Origin of the sequence: Bremerella cremea (genome assembly GCF_003335505.1) — a bacterium.
Lineage (GTDB): Bacteria > Planctomycetota > Planctomycetia > Pirellulales > Pirellulaceae > Bremerella > Bremerella cremea_A.
The window spans coordinates 191608-212104 of record NZ_QPEX01000011.1 but is presented as its reverse complement, the minus strand read 5'-3'; the positions used below and the strand labels follow the sequence as shown (position 1 = coordinate 212104).

Below are 20497 nucleotides of genomic sequence, written 5' to 3'. Positions count from 1 at the left end.
ACGATGCACATTTTTTTGATTTTTCCCTGTTAGGTATTTTCATCGATGGACGATTTCAGCCAGTTCAGCCTCGAAGAACCCAATCTAAGTGATCTCAACAAGCAATACGCCGAGATCGTCCAAGGCTTGGCGAGCCTCAGTGGTGAAGATCGCACCGGCGAACGGTTGCTGTCGCTAGTGAAGCAGTGGGACGATCTGCGGCGGGTGATTGATTCGTGGCGGAACCTGGTCGACATTCGCTTCAACCAAGACACCAGAAACGCCGACTACAAAGCGGCCATGGACCGACGAGATGAAATCGATCCGAAGCTAACCGACCTAGACGTGCAAATCAAAAAGTTGCTGCTGGTCGATGGTCCCAAGCAAAAGATCAGCGACACGTTTGGCGAACAAGCCGTGGCGTTGTGGGAATGTCAGGTCCGCTCGTTCGACCCAGCGATCGAGGACGACCTGGTTGAAGAAGCTCGGTTGATTTCGCGTTACAACGAACTGTTAGCCAGTGCCTCGTTTGAGTTCCAAGGCAAGACGACCAACTTATCGGGCATCGTTGAATTTGCTGAAGACGCCGACCGCAGCATCCGCCACAGTGCCCAGGCTACCATGTGGAACTGGTTCGACGAGAACAGTTTATTGCTCGACCAAATCTACGACCAAATGGTCAAGCTCCGCGATTCGATGGCCAAAAAGCTGAACTATCCCAGCTACATCGAGCTTGGCTACCAACGCATGAACCGCGTCGACTACAACAACGACGACGTCAACAACTATCGCCAGGAAGTTCGCGACAACATCGTCCCGCTTTGTACCGAAATTCGCCGTCGCCAGGGAGAACTGCTTGGTCTCGATCCGCTGATGTATTGGGACGAAGCGATTCACGATCCGCAGGGCAATCCCCGTCCGCAAGGGACCTACGAGCATCAAATCGAACAAGCGCAAGCGATGTTCGATGGCATGGACGACAAGCTTGGTCAGTTCTTTCATGTCTTACGCGATAAGAACCTGATGGACCTGCAAAATCGCCCTGGCAAAGCTGGCGGCGGGTTTTGCACGAGCATGCTCAGCGAACACCTTCCTTTTATCTTCGCCAACTTCAACGGCACGATGGGGGATGTCGAGGTCTTCACGCACGAAATGGGGCACGCGTACCAGTGCTACGCCAGTATCAATCTGCCGCTGGCCGATAACGTTTGGCCGACGTACGAATCGTGCGAGATTCACTCGATGAGTTTAGAGTACCTGTGCTGGCCCCACATGGAGAAGTTCTTTGGCGACCAGGCCGAGCGATTCCGCCGTTCCCATTTGACCGATCGCCTCCTTTTCCTGCCGTACGGCGTGGCGGTCGATCACTACCAACACCTGGTTTACGAAAAGCCAGAAATGACCCCGCAAGAGCGGAACCAGACTTGGCTCGACTTGGAAAAGATCTACTTGCCTCACATGCAATACGGCGACTTGCCCCGTCTACCGCATGGTGGGCGCTGGCAACGTCAGCGGCATATCTACATGTCGCCGTTCTACTACATCGACTACACGTTGGCGCAGTGTTGTGCTCTGCAGTTCTGGGTCCGGTCCCAACACGATTACGACCAGGCGATGCAAGATTACTTGGCGTTGTGTGCCCGCGGCGGAACGTTGCCTTTCCAACAATTGAGCCAGAGCGCCGGCCTGACCAGTCCTTTCCAGCCAGGCTGCTTGGCGGAAGTTGCCGCTCAGGCCAGCAAGTTCTTGGGACTCTAAACCTTTCTAGGCGAAAGCATGACTGCCGCTTCCGCAAAAACGTTCGCTGCCGTGCTGACACCTCCGGCCCGAGGTGCCATCGCTACGGTCGCGGTACGCGGACAAGCGGCGGTTGTCTGGTCAGATCGATTCTTCACCAGCTTTAGCAAGGTTCCGCTCTGTCAGGCCGAGGTGGGGCGTATCTTGGTCGGACAATGGCAGGCCGAAGAGGAAGAATTAGGGGAAGAACTAGTCGTCGCTAAACTGGCCGAAGATTACGTCGAAATCCATTGTCACGGCGGCGTCCAAGCCAGCCGCCGCATTGTGAAGCATCTGGAATCGGTCGGCTGCGAGATTGGAACCTGGCAACAATGGACGCGGCGCGAAGCTGCCGATGCCATCGTGGCTGAGGCGCAAATTGCTTTGCCGGAAGCCGCCACCCAGCAAGCCGCGCTGCACCTGATAGACCAAGCCGCTGGCGCCTTGTCGCATCGGGTTAGCGCGATTGTAAGGGACATTGAAGACGGCAACTTCGAAATTGCCCAGCAGCAAATTGCCCAACTCCTGCGATTCGCCCCGTTTGGTCAGCACCTGACGCGTCCTTGGTCGGTTGTCTTGGCAGGCCCGCCGAACGTTGGCAAAAGCAGCTTGCTAAACAAGATGCTTGGGTACGATCGAGCGATTGTGCTGGATATGCCAGGCACCACGCGAGACGTGTTGCATGCCACGACGGCACTCGATGGTTGGCCGGTTCAGTTCTCAGATACGGCTGGTATTCGCCTGTCGGACGATCAGGTGGAGCAAGCCGGCATCCTCAAAGCGAAAGCCGCGCTCGAGCAAGCCGATGCCGTGTTGGTCTTACACGATGCGACCAATCTTCGTCCCCACGAGTTGGACGACTCGCTGAAGCAACTTCCTGCGGCGCTGCACGTGGTGAATAAAATTGATCTGGCCAACGATCTGCAACTTCCCGAGGGAGGCGAAATGCTGGCCACCAGCGCCGTCACCGGGCAAGGTGTGCCGGAATTGATCTCGGCGATCGTAACGCAACTGGTGCCGGTTCGGCCTGACGTTGGCCAAGCGATACCTTTCACCCTGCGTCAGCTCGATCACTTGGAACAAGCCCAACAATTGCTTCAAAATCAACTTCCAGCACCAGCCAGCCAACGGCTGAGCGACTTGTTAAACCTGACTTCCTTTCCCGCAGACAACTCATGACGCCTGAAGAACACGATCGCGCGAAATACCAAAGCAGTGGATTCCCGAGCCCGCAAGACATTGACGATCAAGAGGTGATCGTCAGCCGGGATACTTTTCGCGATAATCGCATTCCGCCCGGGCAAAGCCGGACGAAGAAGTGGCCGGTGCTGCACGCGACGACCGTCCCAGAGGTTACGCTAGAAACCTGGTCGCTGCGTGTGTTTGGCCTGGTCGAGCGTGAACTGCATTTCAACTGGGAACAATTCCAAGCCCTGCCCCGTGTGAAAGTGTTCGCCGACTTTCATTGTGTAACGCAGTGGTCTCGGTTGGGTAACTTATGGGAAGGAGTTGCGACGAAAACTTTGCTGGACCAAGCTGGGGTGCAGTCGGAAGCCAAATTTGTTATCTGCCATGGCTTCGATAACGGCTGGACGACCAATATCCCGCTAGAAGAATTCCTGCACGAAGACTGCCTGCTGGCCGACACCCATGACGGTATGGCAATCAACGCCAACCACGGCGGACCAGTACGAGGCATCGTCCCTCGGCTGTATGCTTGGAAGGGAGCCAAATGGATCAAAGCAATCGAACTATCAGCGACCGACGAGCCCGGATACTGGGAACGTGCCGGCTATCACAGCCTGGGCGATCCGTGGCAGGAACAACGCTTTGGCAGCGATGAGGTTCCACCTGGGTTTTATTCGTAACGATTCACCAGGCAGGAAATTACGCCTCTGCATTTCGCTTGGCAAACAGTAGCGCGGTGGCGTAACCGAGCATGTCTCCTTGCTCTTGTGAGAACTTCGCGAGACGCTCGAAGTTGTTCGCCTTCTGGCTCAGTTCGATCAAACTGGGGGCAACGCCAATCGTGTGAACCCCAGCAGGAATCATCTTCAACGCAACATCCAGTGCTTCGTCGTGCCGGCCTAAGCGGGAAAGTAGTTCGATGTAGGTTTCGATCGCCAACGAACCTTCTCGGCGGATATCCGACGCTTCAGCTTTTTCGCGGAAATAGGCCAGCCCTGCTTCGGTCTCTTCGTTCAGCAGAATCTGGAAATAGCTTTTGTGGCTGGGATAAAGCTCCGTAAATGGAGGCGTTTGTTCGTATTGAAACGCCGGGTCCAGCTGTGATCCGTATGCGACCAGTTCAAGTGCCTTACGCAGATGGGCTTCGTCGTTGAGCACGCGGGCAAAGCGAACCGTCGCGGCCAGGTGGCTCGTATCGATGTGATAGGCGGAATTGGCAAACAACCAATCTCGTATCGCTATCATTTCGCTGAGAGTCTTCTCCTGCGGGTCGCTTCCTTCCTGCTGGGCAATATCAGCGATAACGGTTGCCCGCAGTTCGTCGTAAACATGATCGAGCAAGAGCGCGGCAAGCGGCTGCTGAGCTACCGGAGGCAGACCGGCGAGTTGCTGCTCGTAGGTGGTGACGGCATTACAGGTACCGTAATGTTCCAGCATCCAGCGAAAACCAATCTCTGGGGCGACCCCTTCATACAGGGCCACTTCGATCAAGTCTTCCAGGTTTTCCTCGTCGACTTCGGCTTGCTGCAGAGCATCGATTACCGGGGTCTTGTCGCCAACCGGGCGTAAATAGTACCACCCCTCTCGGATCTTGCCTTCATCTAGGAGCATACGACCGACTTCGTCGCAAGCTTCGACCAAGGCGTCTTCCAGTTGGTTGCGTTGCTCTTCCGTTAAATTCTCGGCCACCCCTGGAAACAAGAGAGGCAGCCCCAGCCGCGCACGGGCACGCAGTTTGAACATTTCGAACAACGGAAAGTGCTGTTTTTCCTGGCGGAAATACTCGATCATTTGATCGATGGCCGCTTCCGTTTCGAGAGACTGGATTTGCTGACGGAATTGGTCGAAAACTTCCTGCGACACGACAAGACACCCCATGGCATGCGTTCAAAAACAGACTCGTTACGCAGCAATCATCGTAACAGCCCCAAGCGAAGCTGAATAGCAAGAGGTCGCGCCGTGGTCAGATTGGCAGCCGTTTGGGTTCATTAAATTTGTTGGTCTGGCGAACTCGTTGGGCTAAGTCGCGTAGCTGTCCGAGAGTGGCGGATTCATAGATCCCGGAATCGAAGATCGACGCTATTTCCTCGGGAGTTCCCAGCACCACGTTGGTATCTTGCGTTTGCAGCGAGCGAAGACAGCTTCCCCGACTGACCACACCGGTTGGCCGATCGTTGCAAACAATAATAACTCGATGGATGGCCGCCTGGCTTAAAAATTCATAAACCTGAATAGCCGGTTCGCTTTCCTCGAATCGAACTACATCACGACGCATAAATTCCGCGATGGGCAAGCTCCACGCATCTGGTTTTCGCAATGCTTGCATGAGATCCTTCTCAGAAATCACGCCTGTCAATTTGCCTTGCTCATCGATGACCGGAACCGCGTTGAACTGATTCTGTAACAACAATTCTACCGCAGCTTCCACCGGCTCGCTTTGAACGATACTAACAATCGGGCTCGTCATAATTTCGGCAGCGGTCAGGTGTTCTAAATGTTCACGCACCTGATCGACCTCAATCATCGCTGCCGACGAATTTTGACAGTCTTGGTAACACACGACGTTGCGCTTACCTGAACTCTTGGCAACCTCGAGCGCAATCTTTGCGTTATCGAGCAGCGCTTCGAGACTGGGTGTTTTCTTGGTTCGCTCGGCAACTCCCATGCAAACCGAGAAATAGATCTGTTCGTCGCCAAGATTGACACTTAATTTTTCCACCTGCATCTCAATTCGCTTCGCGGTACGAAGCGCGTTGACTTCGGCGCATTCCGGCAGCACCAGCAGCAGTCGGTCGCATTCCAAGCGGCAAAGGTAGTCGATGACTCGGCCTTGTTCCGAAATTGTCTTGGCCAGAGTTTGCAGTACTTTGTCGCCTGTCTCCATGCCATATTTCCGATTGATTCCGCTGAAATCATCAATGTCGATGATCACGCAAGAAACCGGCAAACGATAGTTGCGAGTCCGTGCCCACTCGCGTTTCAATTGATCGTTTAAGTAGCGTAGCGTTGCTAATCCGGTGAGAGGATCGCGTCTCTCGATGTTTCTTAGATGGTTCTCTAGATCGATCACGCGGCCAGCTGAATTCAAACGTGCCAAGAGTTCTTCGCGACTGATCGATTGCGAAATAACATCGTCTACGCCAAGGCGATGAATCTTAGAGGCCTCGAAGAAATCGTGGCCATCGATGACTGCCATCGTATAAATGTAATGTGGCAAGTGCTCTTCACGAATCCAGCGGTAAAACAGTTCGCAGTCAGGATCCGTACTGCCCCAACTGGTGATCACGACTTTCGGGCAATCATCGCGAACCTGCTGCATTGCGTCGGTGTAGTTCGCACAACTTCGCACGTTCATCCCGGCCGCTCTCATCCAACTGGCAAGCAGATTGAGTTCGGCCGATCCATTCTCGACGACAAGCATCTTCACGCTGCTGATCGAATTGGAATTATCCTGGTATTTTCCCCAGTAATGAGACATTCCGTTTGTTTCCAGAGCGGCTAGGAAACGAACCGATTTTGCCGAATCGATCGGGAAGGCGTTCAGCTTGTCGTATGTTTTTACGAAAGCGTCTACAATGGCGGGATCGAACTGCGAACCTCTCCCTTGGCAAATCATCTCGCGTGCGGACTCGACGGAGAAAGCTTCTTTGTAGACACGCTTGCTAGTCAACGCATCGAACACGTCTGCCACGCTTACAATGCGTGCCGCCAAAGGAATCTGAATTCCTCGCAGACCTTCCAAGTAGCCTTGGCCATCCCACCGCTCGTGATGATACCGAGCAATCTGCGCAGCCATGTGAAAGAAAGAACCACTTTGTCCACTTTGGGCGGCTTCCTCAAGCGTTTCCGCCCCAATGCGAACATGCTGCTTCATCGCATCGAATTCTGCCGGCGTCAGTTTCCCTGGTTTCAGCAGAATCGCATCGGAAATCCCGACTTTGCCGATATCGTGCAACGGGCTCGAGCGAAACAGATCTTGCAGAAACGAGTCGTCGATTTGATCTTGATACGGCCCGCTAATCCGCAACTGCTCGGCGATGATCTGCGAATAGGCTCGCATTCGCACCAAGTGCTCGCCGGTTTCCGTATCGCGTGAGTCGGCTAGTTTTGCCAAGGCGAACACAGCGACATCTTGCGTCGCTTGAATAGCTAACGATCGTCTTTCGACAATGCGTTCTAACTCGCGCGTATAACCTTCCAGCTTGCGTTCGGCAGTGGTGGCCCGTACCAAGGCGCTGCGTAAACGCATCAATACATCAATCTTGGCGTTCAGTTCCAACTGGCTAATCGACTTCTCGATAATGTCGTCAGCCCCGGCTGAGAACGCCTGTAAACGTTCGGTCTCGCTGAGCCCATGGCCGAGAATGAGTAATTGAATTTGACGTTCGACCCGTAGATGTCGAATCGATTGGCATATTTCGATCGCCGAACCAGTAGCCAGATGAAAGCTGAGCAAGACCAGTTCGGGGCGGAATTCCAGAATCACTTGCTGAACGTCACTTCCATCCGACAATGTTTTCACATCGTGATGCCCGGAGAGAGCGTTCAGCAACTGACGGCAGATTGCCTCGTTGCTTTCAATTATCAGTAATCGATTACGCATTGTTTGCCCACTACGCCCAATCCGTGGCGACTTAAGTTGCGAAGGCCCCCATTTCCGCTGCGAACTGAATTCGCGATTTCCGGGGTAAATGCCTTCCTGTAACGTCAGTGCTGCCTATCGAGCAAAGGCGACCAATGGAAGCCCGATTAGGTGGTGTGCGCAGACATCTATCAAACTTAGGCTCTCGCTATAGGGGGGCAAATAAAGTCCGGGCCAGGATTAGAGTTTGCCCCCCGTTCTGCCCCGACAAACTGCTACGATCCGCAAATCGAGCACTGACGTAAGAGCTCTCACATCTAAGAACTGAATTTCTTGTCGCTAAGAAGACCGAGGCTTATGAGGTCTTACGAGCCACAACGCGGTGAAAGTGAAGTTCGATTTCTCGATTGACGACACGCTTCAAGCCCTTAACCAAACAGGCTGGCTCGTTGATCTCTTGGCCGATGCGGACAATCTCGTCGATCTTGGTCCCTGGTTCGACCGAGAAAGTTTCTTGGTGGATGATCTGATTCCCCGCGTCGAGTTCCGGCACAATAAAGTGACAAGTCGCCCCAAAGGTCAACATCCGGGCCTCGTTGGCATCGTGATAAGGGCGAATCCCAGGAAAGCTCGGCAAAAGGCCGTGATGCAAGTTAATGATCCGCCCGCCAGCATATTTCCAGCAGCTCGAAGCTGGCAAAATTCGCATATAGCGAGCCAATAAGACGTAATCGATGTCGTACTCGTCCAACAAGTCGATCATCCGGTCGTCGTTCGCTTCTCCCATTTCGCCACCAATGCTGTGCCAGTCGACACCAAACTGCCGGGCGAGTTGCTGACAATGGTCACGATTCCCAATCATCACCGCCGGAGTCGCTTCGATTTCACCCGATTGAATCGCTTCCAGCACTGCCAAAGCGGGTTCGGGCCGATAGGTTGTGCAGATCGCCAAGCGGGGGGATTCCTGACGAATTTCCGCCGACCAAACTCGGATAGAAAGCTTTTTTAAACGACCAATCTCGGTTAAAGCAGCACGAAGCGAAGCGTAGAGATCGGCTTCGATTTGAATCCGCAGAAACATGGCGAAGATCGCTTCTTCGTCATGGTCGTACATCTGGATCTCGGTAATATTCGCCCCGAGCCCCGTCACATAGTGAATAATCGGATCTGCCAGACCCACGTTATCAGGCCCAACCGCAGTAATCACAACGAACATTAACTACTAGCCTTTTCGCATGGACATCGTTTGGCTTCCCGACGATCAATCGCCCTGGCGGGATCTCACAAAAACGAGCCAAACCAGCGGAAATCGCATGAATATCACCTGTTCGAACATCGACCCGAACTAGGCATTGTAGCACGCGTTTGCTACTCTGTCCGAACAAGCTGCATATCTTACCTACGCCACCAGAACGCCGAGGATGGCCAGAAATGCTCGATACCAAGCCAAGCCGAGAAGACGTGGGGCCTGATCAGGTCCTGTGTGAATTCTGCACTGCCAAGTGTTGTCGCTACTTCGCGCTGCCGATTGAAACCCCAACCGAATTCGCCGATTTCGAGTTCATCCGCTGGTACCTGCTGCACGATCGGGCTTCGGTCTTCAAAGACGACGACGTCTGGTATCTGTTGGTCCATACCACCTGCAAGCATCTTCGCGCGGACAACATGTGCGGCATCTACGAGACGCGTCCGCAGATCTGTCGCGACTACACCACCGATGCCTGCGAGTACGACGACGATTGGTGCTACGAAAAGTACTTTGAAACCCCGGAACAGATCTGGGAGTACGCCGAAGCAACCATGCCCCGTCGGCCTGGCCAAAGCTTGCGTAGCCCGAAGCCACCGGAATTGCCGATACTTTCGTAACGTTGCAGCACGCGAACCACGCTGGGGGCAAGCTTGTCCCTCGAAACAGCCCTTTCCCTTCCCGATTGCTAAACCAATTCCATGTCGAACAAGAAGAAACTGATTCAGCCTCGTACGCTCAAAGGCTTTCGCGATTACCTGCCTGGTGCGATGATGCCTCGCGAGGAACTGGTCAACACCGCCCGGAAAGTTTACCGGTCGTATGGTTTCGCTCCGATCGACACGCCGACGTTGGAATACGCTGAAATCTTGCTCGGCAAGGGAAGCGATGAAACCGACCGGCAGATGTTTCGCTTTCAAGATCAAGGGAACCGCGATGTGGGAATGCGGTTCGACTTGACGGTTCCCTTGGCCCGCTTCGCGGCGCAGCACATCGGCACGCTGGGCACCCCTTTCAAACGTTATCACATCGCAACCGTTTGGCGCGGCGAAGCACCGCAGCGGGGACGCTACCGCGAGTTCATGCAGTGCGACTTCGACACCATCGGCACCAAGTCGCTGGTCGCCGATATCGAAACGGCCCTGGTGATTCACGACTTGATGCTGGCTATCGGGTTCGAGTCGTTCACGGTCCGGGTCAACAATCGCCAAGTCCTTTCTGGTTTGCTGGAAAAGCTGGATTTGGCCGAGAAATCGACCGAGATTCTCCGGGCGCTCGACAAGCTGGCGAAAATCGGCCCTGAAAAAGTCGCGGCCGAGATGCAGGAAGCTGCCGGTGCTTCCGCCGAACAAGCGGCCCAGGTTTTGAAGCTGGCCGAGATAGGTGGTTCCTCAGACGAGATCCTCAGCGCGCTCGATAAGCTGATTGCGGGAAGTGAAAAAGGGGAAACGGGCGTTGGCCAACTTCGCGAACTGACCCAAGCCACCGCAGCCGCAGGCGTTCCGGCAGATCGGCTGCAAATCGATGTCTCAATTGCCCGAGGTTTAGACTACTACACTGGAACGATCTTCGAGACCTTCTTGGGTGAGTTGCCGGAAATTGGCAGCGTATGCAGTGGTGGTCGTTACAACGATCTGGCCAGTCTGTACACGAACCAGGAACTTCCTGGAATCGGGGCATCGCTCGGCCTCGACCGCTTGCTGGCAGCCATGGAAGAACTGGGCAAGCTCGAACAACGAACCACCCCAGCCGAGGTATTCCTTCCTTATTTTGACGCGCAAAGCCTGCAGTCTTACTTAAAGATCGCGGCGCAGCTGCGTGGTGCCGGCTTCAACGTCGAGCTATATCCGGAAGCGAAAAAGCTTGGCCAGCAACTGAAATATGCCGACCGACGGGGGTTCAAAGTCGCTATCGTCGCTGGCGACCGGGAACTGGCCGAAAACAACTGTCAACTGAAAGATCTTAAGAGCGGCGATTCACAAACGGTCAGCTTGGCCAACGGTGCTGCCGAACTAATTACGGCTATTTCGGAAATTCTACGGGACTCCGCATAACCCCCGTGACAATCTGTTGTCACCCCAAATTGCGATATTGAAGCCAGCCAAGGATACCGGCTTCCCATTCGCGCCCCTTGGGAGTGACAACACGATGACCATCCGAACCAACCACTACGAAGTGGCCTTCGAAGCGTTCCTACGTGAGGAGAAGGTTCCGTATATCGCCGTCGACGAGCGTCGCCGAGCTCTATTAGGGAGCGGCTCGTTGAAGAGCCTCGACTTCATCGCCTCCCCATCTGGGGGTGACATGTCGTGGCTGATCGACATCAAGGGACGCAAGTTCCCTTCTGGTCGCCGCAACCGTTATTGGAAGAACTGGACCACGACCGACGATTTGCAAAGTCTTTCGCAGTGGCAACGGCTGCTCGGTCCGCAGTTTCGCGGCTTGCTAGTCTTTGCCTACGAGGTAATCGGCGAGATGGCCCCGGTACCAGAACGTTTACTGTTCACTCATCAAGAGCGGCTGTACGCGTTTATTGGTGTCCGGCTCGACTTGTACTTGGCTTGGGCCCGTAAAATATCGCCTCGCTGGAAAACCATGGCCATGCCCACCACCGCATTCCGCCAACTGGCCGAACCGCTGCAAATTACGTTGCAAACACCAATCGTCAGCGGAGGCGACTTCGACCAGCGTCGTCTCAGCGATACGATGCCGGCGATCGCCTGAAGAGATCAGGATCGTCCCCGGGACGATCCTCCCCAATAGCTAATACTATTTGCGCTGGCTCATTTCATGCACCATGTCGACCAATGCGCGGGCATTGTCGACTGGCGTTTGTTGCATGACGCCATGACCAAGATTGAAGATGTGCCCTGGTCGACCAGCTGCCTGATCCAAGACTTCCTTCGCCCGACGCCGAAGTTCCAGGGGATCGGCCAGAAGGGAGACCGGATCGAGATTTCCTTGAATGGCAATGTTGTGGCCGATGGTATCCCAAGCGACATCCAAACGGGTTCGCCAATCGACCCCAACGACTGCGGCACCGGACTCGGCCAGCATGGGCAGCAGGGCCGGGTTTCCGGTGGCGAAGTTAATCACCGGCACGCCCGGTGCGATTTGGGCAACGATATCCTTCACGTACGGTAAGACGTAACGGCGGTAATCATCCGGCCCCAGGGCTCCAGCCCACGAGTCAAACAACTGCACCGCTTGTGCACCGGCGGCGATTTGAGCGTTCAGATAACGCGAGATGGCACGAACCAAACGCTCCATCAGTTCTCGCCAGGCACCCGGATCACGGAACATGAGGGTCTTGGTGTTTACATAATCGCGACTGCCCCCTCCTTCAATCGCGTAGCTGGCCAGTGTAAACGGAGCGCCAGCGAAACCGATTAGTGGCATATCAGCCGGCAAGTCAGCTCGCGTTTGCTTGACCGTTTCCATCACGTAATGCAGCGAGTCGGTACTTTCCAGCTCTAACACACGGTCGACGTCCGCCGCTTCACGAATCGGATTATGAATGACCGGGCCTTCCCCTTTGGCGAATTCCAGATCGAGCCCCATCGGCTGCAAGATCGGCAGTAAGTCTGAGAAGATAATCGCCGCATCGACGCCCAGTTTGTTGACTGCCGTACACATCACTTCGCTACAAAGCTGCGGATTACGGCACAGTTCTAAGAATGTCGTTTTCGCGCGAACTTCGCGGTACTCTTGCATGTACCGGCCTGCTTGTCGCATTAACCAAACCGGGGTGACTTCGGTTGGCTCGCGGCGGCAAGCTTTCAAAAAGGGGCTGTTGTACCACGGAGCGTCTTTGTTCAGGGCCACTTTGGTTGTCTCCTCTAGGACAGCACGAATCTGACGTTTGCGAACCAAGATATCTTTCGAGCGTTCAGCGGCTGAGGCCACCAAAGGCCCCATCTTAGGATGTTCTGGCTCGACATCGACCGGGTATCCCAAATCACGCAGCCGTTCGCTCATGGTGGGGCCAACGCTGCAAATCACAGTACCACGTAGCGCCGTAGTAAATGCTTCCAGCTGCCCTTGGCGTTCGGCCAGCTTCAACACGTGATTCAACTGGTTGGCGGAAGTGAAAAGAGAAACATCGATCTGGCCGTCGATCACCTTTTGAATGTTCGCTGCCAATGGGCCAATATCTTCCGGCAAATCCCAGTCGTAAACGTGTAACGACTCAACGTTCGCCCCGCGGGCTTCTAAACCGGCGACCAAGCTGGCGTTGGTTACGCCGTACTCTTGCACCACCAACGTCTGGTTGGCAATGTGGATTTCGGTATCAATCGTCTGTAGAATCTCGCGCCAGGTGTTGGGTTCGGGAACCTTGATCGTTGGTGTGAGCCCGACTTCTCGCATCGCGGCAACTGGTTTCGGTCCCCGTGAAATCGTGACAATGTCGGACAGCGCGTCAAAAAAACGCTGCTTGTCCACTTTCCGATCGATGGCCGCCAATAAGTGGTTGAAACCCACCCCAGTCATCAAGATGACGATGTCGATCTGTCCCGTGATCACCCGGTTGGCGAAATCGATTGCAGGCTGATTGTCTGCCAGGGGCACTTCTCGCATCGAAGGACTAACGTGCGGGATGCCGCCGAATTTTTCGATCAACATCGCCATTTCCTTACCGCGACGACTCTCGAACGAGGCGACATGCAGTCCGGCGAAGTTCTTTCCATTATCTGACATCAATTTCTCTTCGTGCTTATAGCTCGACAGGGTGAGTAGCTGGCCGAGAGGCAGTTTTAGGGCAATACCTCCCTGCTTTCACCATCAAACGAACCGATTAAGGGGATTTCCGGGAGGAGCTTCCCTGTTAGTGGTCCCCAGCGAATCGATGGCAAAGGCGTTCCTAGTTTAACTGGTTGTAGATCTTACCGGGATAGAAGGACGCCTGGTTATCGCCGTTAAACCAACGTTTCTGGTGGGAAATAGGCTGGGGGGTCCCCTGAAAACTCTCGTGCCGTTTCATTGACCGGTTTGAATTCTATTCCTAGGATGATGTATGTGCAGTCGCCCCCCACAAATAGGACGCAACTGCTATACTCATCTGATTTTAGCAGCTTGCCGTACCTCTCGATAAGCTGTCGCTTTTCACGAGTTTCTCCCCCCATGCAACTTTCCTGCTTTTACTGCGGCAAGCACCTGACGGCGACTGCCCAACAATTGGGTGGGGAAGTGATGTGTCCGCATTGCGGCAATGTCGTCCGCCTACCCGATGCAGAAACCCTTCATGCAACCGAAGAAGAGCATAAAGAGGCGCCCCTCCACAGTTGGTTGACCGATAGCATCTCGGGGTTTGCCTCGTTGTTATTTCATGGCGGGCTTTTCATTGTCTTGGCTTTTCTAACATGTGACTATTCCAGCGGAATACCCGAGGGGAACGAAGTCAATATTGGCCCGCTGCCTAGTGTCAATTTAAACGACAACTCTGGCGACGTGCTCGACGCAAGCGAGATGGAGCAAACTTCGGATACGGCCAGCCTCGATGAACTGGTGGCCGACATTCAACCTCCGACGTCGGCGACTTCCGACATGGGGCAAGAGGTCAGCTTGTCGCAGCTTCTACCCACCGGAGCCTCTGGCGGCGCGGCCAACTCTCTGAATACCATCGGAGGTGGGGGCGGCGCGGTCGGTGCCGGAACGACCTTCATGGGGGTTCGTGCTGAAGGATCACGCATTTGCATCATCGCGGACTGTAGTGGCAGTATGGATGGCGCGAAGCTCGACTTTGTGAAAGAAGAGATCTTGGAAGCGGTTCGCAGCATGTCGCGGGAATCGGAATTTCAAATCATCTTTTTCAACAGCCAAGCGGTTCCCTACACGCAAAAAGGTTGGCGCAATCCCAAACGCGATCTCGAGAACGTCAAAAAGTGGCTTAGCACGGTCCACGCCCAAGGGGGCACGATGCCGTTACCTGCTTTTCAGGAAGCGTTTAAGTTGATGCCGGCCCCTGATGCAATCTTCTTCATGACCGATGGTTTGTTCGAGCCGGATGTGCCTCCTCAGGTTAAGATCATGAATATCGGCGGAAGCTCGAAAGCCAAGATTCATGCGATCTCGTTTATCGATAAATCGGCAGAGCAATTCATGCGACAAATCGCCACGGACTCCGGAGGTAGTTATCGCCATGTCTCCGCCTTCTGAGCCCGTCCAGGCCGACGCGTGGCACCTTCGATCGCTGGCGTTTTGCATTACGTTTTGGCTTTTTGGATGTGCCTCGCTCGCCCACGCCGACCGTTTGATCCTGCGCGATCTCACGTTGATTCAAAACGTAACCGTCATCGCTTTCGATGAAGAAGGGGTCAAGGTCACCGATAAAAGCCTGATACCCTGGCACGAAATTGAACTAGGAACGATTAGCCCCGACAAGCAAGCCGACTTCGATCGTCTTCGCGACGAGTTGGGCATTCCTTTATTTCGCATCCATCAACGCTTGAAAGTCGGCGACTACGCCGGCGCGCGGGAACCGGCAGAGCAGGTCTTTCCACGCTACAAAGATCGCAATAGCAACGTCGCCTACATGGTTTGCCAAGCCACCATGTGGGGACGTTTGGCGGAAGGAAATCGCGCGACCGCTTTAGAAGCCTATTTCTGTTGCTTGCGAATCCTCCGCAGCAACAAGGTGGAAGTAAATCAATTGCCAGGCAGTCGACATCTGAAATACGATAAGTCGACCGGGTTGACCAGTGATCTGCTGCCGGTGTTCTTCGACAAAGAGCAAGCCGCCGAGGGTATTCCACGGGCGATTACCGCCGCGAAAAGCCTCGGCAGTGGGACACCGGATGGTGTTTTCGTATATCTTTCTTCGCTGCTGATCGCCGCAGAGCAATATCCGGAAGCGGACATTTGGACCAAAAAAATCCGTAGCGGAAATACCATCCTCAAAGAATGGCCAGAACTACTTTCGGCGTACAAGTTCATTCAAACCGGTGAGCTAAGCGAAGCACGAAATCTGCTGGAACCAAAAATCCATGCCTTCGAACCGTGGAACCGACCGGTTGCCTGGTATTTGCTGGGGCTTTCAGGAACCCGATCGAAGGAGTTCATCACGATCGAAAATGGAATTCTCGACCTGCTGCATTTGCCGGCCATTTATGGACAAGACCACCCCGCACTAACAGCCGCTGCCTTAGCGGAAGCCAAGCTCGCTTTGCAGCGTATTCAGCAAACCGACCAAGCAACTGGAGTTCGCCAACAGTTGTTGTTCTTTTACGGCGGCACGCTGCACGCGGAACAGCTGCGCACCAAGCCCAAACCAACCAGCAACCCTTGAGAGGCACCTTCGATATGCGACGCAAAGTAACGCCCATGATGGGCATCTTCTCTTGTTTGGTCCTGATGATGGGCATCTTCGCCATGCAAACATGGGCCCAGGGAACGTCCGCGCCCGATACGTTGTCATTGGACGAATCGAACGCAGCGACAACGGCTGCAGGGACAGATCATCAAGAGAAAACGGTCCTCGACACGCTTAAAGACGGCGGCACGGTGGGGGTTTTGATTGGTTTACTCTCGATGGTGGCCATTGGCTTTATCGTCGAACATTTTCTTACCATTCGCAAAAGCGTCCTCATGCCGGAAGGGGTCGCGTATGAGTTGGAAGAAATGATCGCCCAGGGACGTGTGGACGAGGCACTGGAGCTATGTAAGAACCCAGAATACGCCTCGCTGCTAACCTACGTGGTAGAAGCTGGCCTCGAACGATTCCGTGGTGCGGAATTCGGGTTTGCCGAATACAAAGCGGCCGTCGAAGAAGCTGGCGAAGACCAAACGGCTCGGCTCTATCGTAAGACCGAGGTCTTAGGCATGATCGGCTCGATTGCTCCCATGCTCGGGCTCACCGGCACCGTGCTGGGTATGATCCGTGCGTTTAACACCATCGCCGCGACCGGAGGAACTCCGAAACCGGACGACCTGGCCGGGGCGATTGGGCAAGCCCTGGTGACTACCCTGTTGGGTCTGGTGGTCGCCATTCCGGCGATGGTGGCGTACAGCTATTTTGGCAACCGCATCGATTCACTAGTCGCGGAAGTGGGAAAACGCGTAGAACAAATTTTGACGCCGCTGGGCCGACGTCGCTAATCCCCTTCGGAGCGAAAACGCATGAGACTCTCCAAAAAACGAGTCCAGCATACCAAGGGGATGGATATCACACCGATGATTGATATCGTTTTCCTGCTGCTGATTTTCTTCATCACGGTGACCCAGGTCTCAGAGACCAACCGCGAGAAATTGGAACTGCCGGAACTCAAAGGTGCGGAAGATCAGAAGAAGACTTCGCTGGTGATCAACGTCCGCGAAAATGGCCAAATCATTGTCGCGGACAATCCGTTAGAAGTCGCCGATGTCGCTTTCCTGGTGGGCAAAGAATTGGAAACCAACGGAGGCGATCCTGGGCTGGTGACGGTCGTCGTTCGAATCGACCAACGCGCCACGTGCGAAGTTCCCAACGCGTTGGTCAAACAGTTGGCCAGCCAAGGGATCTCGAAGGTTCGCCTGGCTGTACAAGTTCCCCAGTAAGGCGTTCCTTCCTCGCGATTCGTCAAGCCGCTCAAGTTCACAACCAAGAACAGCATCATGAAACTATCCAGTCGCAAACGAGCTCAGAAACGAAAGATCACGCTGGAAATGACCAGCATGATCGACGTGGTGTTCTTGCTGTTGATCTTTTTTATCGTCACGGCCAGCTTCACCAAGACCGAACGTGACCTCGATACGGTAACCAAGGTCAGCGAAAAAGCGGCCGCCGCGCAAACCGATTTAGAGCCTGCCGTTATCGTGCTGGCCAACGTCGACGGGAACTGGGTTTACAAAATCGGCTCGAATAATCTCTCTACCTTTGCCGAACTCCAGGAAGTACTCGACAAGTTCCCTAACAAAGCGGACGGAGCCTACGTACGAGCCCCTGATGCGGCTCCTTACGGCAAAGCTGCGGCGGCGATTCAAGCTTGCAAGAACGCCGACTTCCCTGGCGTTTCCTATGTTCCTGTCGTCGAAATGTAACGGAGATCGTTTCCCCAGTGCCGGTGCGAGTGATAACGCGAACTTTTCTTGAGGCTCTACGGATTATCTGTGTGGTCTTGGTTGGCCTTGCGCTCGGTTCGTTGGCCCAGGCCCAAAGCGTTCCTTTCCACGATCCGCGCGACCCTCAACGGATGCTGGAAGAGTATCATCGTGTCGATCAATATCTCAGCAAGCTGAAGTTAACCGACCAACGTATTCTTCTCATCGAGCGGTATCTGCTTCGTCCGATTCCACCTAAGCAGCGAGAAAAACTGCTGGAGACCGTATCGCGGTTGTATGCCACGCAATTGATGAACTATGCGGATGACGCAGCACGTTCCAAGTATTACTTAGAGCAAGTCGACGAGTTTCTGGGGGCGAATCCTCAAGCCGATACGCCTGAACTGCAGGTGATGCTGCTGCAGGCCGATTACAATCGAGCCGAATCGGCGGCTTCGCGTTGGTTGAACGATCCGAGTGACGAGGAATCGAAGAAGATTGCCCACGACATTCTCTCGCACATCGCCCCGCAACTGGTCGAGTTCCATCGGATGCTCGCCAAACGCGTGGACGCCGAGTACGAACAGATCGATCACTTAGTACCTGGCCCGCGAAGGGACGAACGAGAGCAAGAGAACCAACAACTGGAAGCGGTCGTTGGCCGGGCAGCATTCTTTGGGGCGTGGTCGAATTACTACTTGGTCCTTGTCGACGAGTTACCTCCCAAGTCTCCGCAAACCAAGATCGCCATCGACCTGTTCCGGCAACTGCTTAACCTGGTGGAAGATCCTCAAGCCACCACGGCCTGGCACGAACAAGCCGATGCCAACCGCATGGGTTTGCAACAAGAATGGCGAGCCCGGGCTTTGATAGGCTTGGCTTTGGCCGAGATTCTGGACAACGACCTTCCCGACGCCCGGCGTTGTTTCACACTGTTGAAATCAGGCCCCACCAGCGCTGCGATTATCGATCAGTCCGACTATTGGTACGTCCGAGGTTTGCTCAATGCACACAAAGAAGAGCAAGCGTTGGAGATCGCCAAATCGATCGTCGAAGGGTATCAAGGCGCGACTTCGCCAGGCAAAACGAGCTTGTGCGTGTTGCTGGCCGATACCGGCTTGCGGGGCCAAGAGAACAACCCTCAGCTATATGAAATGGGCGTGCTGGGGTTAGTTGGCCTGGCCAAGTTGGGGCATCACTCTGCCGCGATTCAACTGATGGACAAGTACCATGTGGAATTGGAAGAGACTCCCAATTTCTACATGCTGTGGCTGATCGGACAACACAAATTTGCCGAAGCCGAAAAGACCATGTCCGAGGCCGAGTATCGTTTGGCTCAAGCCGAGCTTACGAAAGCCCTCGCTGCTCCCGAAGCGAAGGACGATCTTTTTTCCGCCAGCGAGTGCCGTTATACGCTTGCTTGGTGTTTCTATCGGTTAGGCGAATATTTGGAAGCGGGACAAAGTTTTCAAAACGCCGTGGTTGGCCTCCGTGGACCGAATCCTGGCAAAGCAGCAGAAGCCGCCTGGATGAGCTTTATTTCGTATCAAACGCTGGCCAAAGATCAGCCTCAGTTCGGGTTACGGGCCATCGAAGTGCTGGAGGACTTAAAACGGGCCTTCCCTGAGCATGCCTACGCCCAAAAAGCCGATTACTTTATCGCCAAGCTTCAGCAGTCGCGCGGCTCGATGACCTCGTCCATTCGGCAATTACAAAGTATTCAGCCCTCAGATGCCAATTTTTGGTCGGCCAAGTTCGACCTTTGTAATTTGTTGCGACAGAAGATCGATCAAGCTGCTTCCGAAGAGGAAAAGAAAGAACTCGCTCGCCAGCTTCAAGCGGTCGTGGCCGACCTGCAAACAAGACTTCAACCCGATTCGGCCCCACCTGAGCAAATCTCTGGGGTCGTTCGTTGCCTTTTAAACGTAGCCGATCTGGCCCGCAAAGACTTGCTCGACTCGTCTCTCTTCAGTCGCAGCATTAGCGAGGCGAAGGAGTTGGTCGAACGGCTTCCTCAGGAAGACCGAGCCTGGGTTGATTACCACTATCAAGCTTTGCTTTTAGCCCGCGAACAAAAACAAACTGGCGAGGTCACCGAACACACCAAGTGGCTGTTAGACAATGCTCCCGGTACGCCTTACGAACAAACCGCCTTAATTATTCGGGCTCTCGAGATCGATCGTTTAGTTGCGGCAACCAACTCGCCTGGGCAAGAGCTGTTAGCAGAAGGATTTACCATTTACAAGCGTCTGCTCAAGCATCTGGGATCGACATCGGGAGCCATCCAGCAAAGCAAGAACGCCAAAGTGGCCTGTTCGAAAGCAGCCGAATTTGCGGAAAAGCTGGGCAAGTGGAACGATGCAGCAACCTATTTGCGTGCATTGATCGAAGCCTACCCTACCGAGCAGGAATATTTGCAGCGGCTGGGAAGAGTCGAGTTCAAATTGGGTAACTACACAACCGCCGTTGATAAATGGCGAACCCTGCTAGTCGGACTCGACAAAGGGAGCGAAGATTGGTTCGAGGCCAAGTATTATCAGTTGGCTTGCTTGCAGCAAATCGACCCCGCCCAAGCCAAAGCGGTCCTAGAACAGTTCCAGCTTTTGCACCCTGATTGGGGTTTGGCCCCGTGGCGCGATAAAATAAAAGCGGTCGCCCAACAGATCTCTGGCTGATCTGGCTCTTAAATCATTTTGTTTCCCATAACCCCA

At 54.3% G+C, this 20497-nt stretch carries 16 protein-coding genes; 12 read left to right on the top strand and 4 right to left on the bottom strand.

Going from position 1 to position 20497, the window contains the following annotated elements:
* The first annotated feature begins 45 nt into the window (after nt 1-45).
* From DTL42_RS08135 to DTL42_RS08125, 3 genes are read left to right on the top strand one after another with little or no spacing between them, the layout of a single operon-like run.
* Nucleotides 46-1737, top strand: a complete 1692-nt coding sequence (locus DTL42_RS08135) for a M3 family oligoendopeptidase (protein WP_114368218.1) — start codon at nt 46-48, stop codon at nt 1735-1737.
* Between the two features lie 18 nt (nt 1738-1755).
* Nucleotides 1756-2934, top strand: a complete 1179-nt coding sequence (locus tag DTL42_RS08130) for a GTPase (protein WP_114368217.1) — start codon at nt 1756-1758, stop codon at nt 2932-2934.
* Complete coding sequence (locus DTL42_RS08125) at nt 2931-3623, top strand: sulfite oxidase-like oxidoreductase (protein ID WP_114368216.1); 693 nt, start codon at nt 2931-2933, stop codon at nt 3621-3623. Before DTL42_RS08130 ends, DTL42_RS08125 begins: the two co-directional genes overlap by 4 nt.
* A gap of 19 nt (nt 3624-3642) precedes the next feature.
* Here the strand turns inward: DTL42_RS08125 and DTL42_RS08120 are convergent, their stop codons facing one another.
* The 3 genes from DTL42_RS08120 to DTL42_RS08110 all read right to left on the bottom strand — a co-directional run bounded on the left by DTL42_RS08120 (nt 3643) and on the right by DTL42_RS08110 (nt 8741).
* Nucleotides 3643-4806, bottom strand: a complete 1164-nt coding sequence (locus DTL42_RS08120; RefSeq protein ID WP_147274206.1) for a hypothetical protein — start codon at nt 4804-4806, stop codon at nt 3643-3645.
* Nucleotides 4807-4906: 100 nt separating this feature from the next.
* A complete protein-coding gene (locus DTL42_RS08115) occupies nt 4907-7546 on the bottom strand; it encodes a diguanylate cyclase domain-containing protein (RefSeq protein ID WP_114368214.1) in 2640 nt (879 codons plus the stop codon).
* Between the two features lie 334 nt (nt 7547-7880).
* Entirely contained in the window at nt 7881-8741 is an 861-nt protein-coding gene (locus tag DTL42_RS08110; protein WP_114368213.1) for a formyltetrahydrofolate deformylase, read from the bottom strand.
* A gap of 215 nt (nt 8742-8956) precedes the next feature.
* Here DTL42_RS08110 and DTL42_RS08105 point away from each other — a divergent pair, with 215 nt between their 5' ends.
* From DTL42_RS08105 to DTL42_RS08095, 3 genes are all read left to right on the top strand, one after another.
* A complete protein-coding gene (locus DTL42_RS08105; RefSeq protein WP_114368212.1) occupies nt 8957-9391 on the top strand; it encodes a YkgJ family cysteine cluster protein in 435 nt (144 codons plus the stop codon).
* A gap of 99 nt (nt 9392-9490) precedes the next feature.
* Entirely contained in the window at nt 9491-10825 is a 1335-nt protein-coding gene (gene hisS / locus DTL42_RS08100) for a histidine--tRNA ligase (protein ID WP_114368493.1), read from the top strand.
* Between the two features lie 94 nt (nt 10826-10919).
* Nucleotides 10920-11495, top strand: a complete 576-nt coding sequence (locus DTL42_RS08095; protein WP_114368211.1) for an HYExAFE family protein — start codon at nt 10920-10922, stop codon at nt 11493-11495.
* 45 nt (nt 11496-11540) lie between these two features.
* Here the strand turns inward: DTL42_RS08095 and hemE are convergent, their stop codons facing one another.
* Nucleotides 11541-13469, bottom strand: a complete 1929-nt coding sequence (hemE, locus tag DTL42_RS08090) for a uroporphyrinogen decarboxylase (RefSeq protein WP_114368210.1) — start codon at nt 13467-13469, stop codon at nt 11541-11543.
* 423 nt (nt 13470-13892) lie between these two features.
* Between hemE and DTL42_RS08085 the strand changes: the two genes are divergently transcribed.
* From DTL42_RS08085 to DTL42_RS08060, 6 genes are all read left to right on the top strand, one after another.
* Nucleotides 13893-14927 carry a vWA domain-containing protein gene (locus tag DTL42_RS08085; RefSeq protein WP_158545283.1) on the top strand — a complete coding sequence of 345 codons (1035 nt, stop codon included), beginning with the start codon at nt 13893-13895 and terminating at the stop codon, nt 14925-14927.
* Complete coding sequence (locus DTL42_RS08080) at nt 14911-16056, top strand: hypothetical protein (RefSeq protein WP_114368208.1); 1146 nt, start codon at nt 14911-14913, stop codon at nt 16054-16056. The genes DTL42_RS08085 and DTL42_RS08080 overlap by 17 nt, the downstream gene beginning before the upstream one ends.
* A gap of 14 nt (nt 16057-16070) precedes the next feature.
* Nucleotides 16071-16865 carry a MotA/TolQ/ExbB proton channel family protein gene (locus tag DTL42_RS08075; protein WP_114368207.1) on the top strand — a complete coding sequence of 265 codons (795 nt, stop codon included), beginning with the start codon at nt 16071-16073 and terminating at the stop codon, nt 16863-16865.
* Nucleotides 16866-16886: 21 nt separating this feature from the next.
* On the top strand, nt 16887-17303 hold the full coding sequence (locus DTL42_RS08070; RefSeq protein ID WP_114368206.1) for an ExbD/TolR family protein: 417 nt from the start codon (nt 16887-16889) through the stop codon (nt 17301-17303).
* Nucleotides 17304-17360: 57 nt separating this feature from the next.
* Nucleotides 17361-17786, top strand: a complete 426-nt coding sequence (locus DTL42_RS08065; protein ID WP_114368205.1) for an ExbD/TolR family protein — start codon at nt 17361-17363, stop codon at nt 17784-17786.
* 71 nt (nt 17787-17857) lie between these two features.
* Nucleotides 17858-20461, top strand: a complete 2604-nt coding sequence (locus tag DTL42_RS08060) for a tetratricopeptide repeat protein (protein ID WP_114368204.1) — start codon at nt 17858-17860, stop codon at nt 20459-20461.
* The last annotated feature ends 36 nt before the right edge of the window (nt 20462-20497 follow it).

Bases quoted from the DNA above. Each gene is read 5' to 3' on its own strand.
- DTL42_RS08110 (WP_114368213.1), bottom strand. From the start codon at position 8,741: ATGTTCGTTGTGATTACTGCGGTTGGGCCTGATAACGTGGGTCTGGCA.
- DTL42_RS08105 (WP_114368212.1), top strand. From the start codon at position 8,957: ATGCTCGATACCAAGCCAAGCCGAGAAGACGTGGGGCCTGATCAGGTC.
- DTL42_RS08065 (WP_114368205.1), top strand. From the start codon at position 17,361: ATGAAACTATCCAGTCGCAAACGAGCTCAGAAACGAAAGATCACGCTG.
- DTL42_RS08070 (WP_114368206.1), top strand. From the start codon at position 16,887: ATGAGACTCTCCAAAAAACGAGTCCAGCATACCAAGGGGATGGATATC.
- DTL42_RS08125 (WP_114368216.1), top strand. From the start codon at position 2,931: ATGACGCCTGAAGAACACGATCGCGCGAAATACCAAAGCAGTGGATTC.
- DTL42_RS08075 (WP_114368207.1), top strand. From the start codon at position 16,071: ATGCGACGCAAAGTAACGCCCATGATGGGCATCTTCTCTTGTTTGGTC.
- DTL42_RS08130 (WP_114368217.1), top strand. From the start codon at position 1,756: ATGACTGCCGCTTCCGCAAAAACGTTCGCTGCCGTGCTGACACCTCCG.
- DTL42_RS08115 (WP_114368214.1), bottom strand. From the start codon at position 7,546: ATGCGTAATCGATTACTGATAATTGAAAGCAACGAGGCAATCTGCCGT.
- DTL42_RS08080 (WP_114368208.1), top strand. From the start codon at position 14,911: ATGTCTCCGCCTTCTGAGCCCGTCCAGGCCGACGCGTGGCACCTTCGA.
- hemE (WP_114368210.1), bottom strand. From the start codon at position 13,469: ATGTCAGATAATGGAAAGAACTTCGCCGGACTGCATGTCGCCTCGTTC.
- DTL42_RS08135 (WP_114368218.1), top strand. From the start codon at position 46: ATGGACGATTTCAGCCAGTTCAGCCTCGAAGAACCCAATCTAAGTGAT.
- DTL42_RS08085 (WP_158545283.1), top strand. From the start codon at position 13,893: ATGCAACTTTCCTGCTTTTACTGCGGCAAGCACCTGACGGCGACTGCC.
- DTL42_RS08095 (WP_114368211.1), top strand. From the start codon at position 10,920: ATGACCATCCGAACCAACCACTACGAAGTGGCCTTCGAAGCGTTCCTA.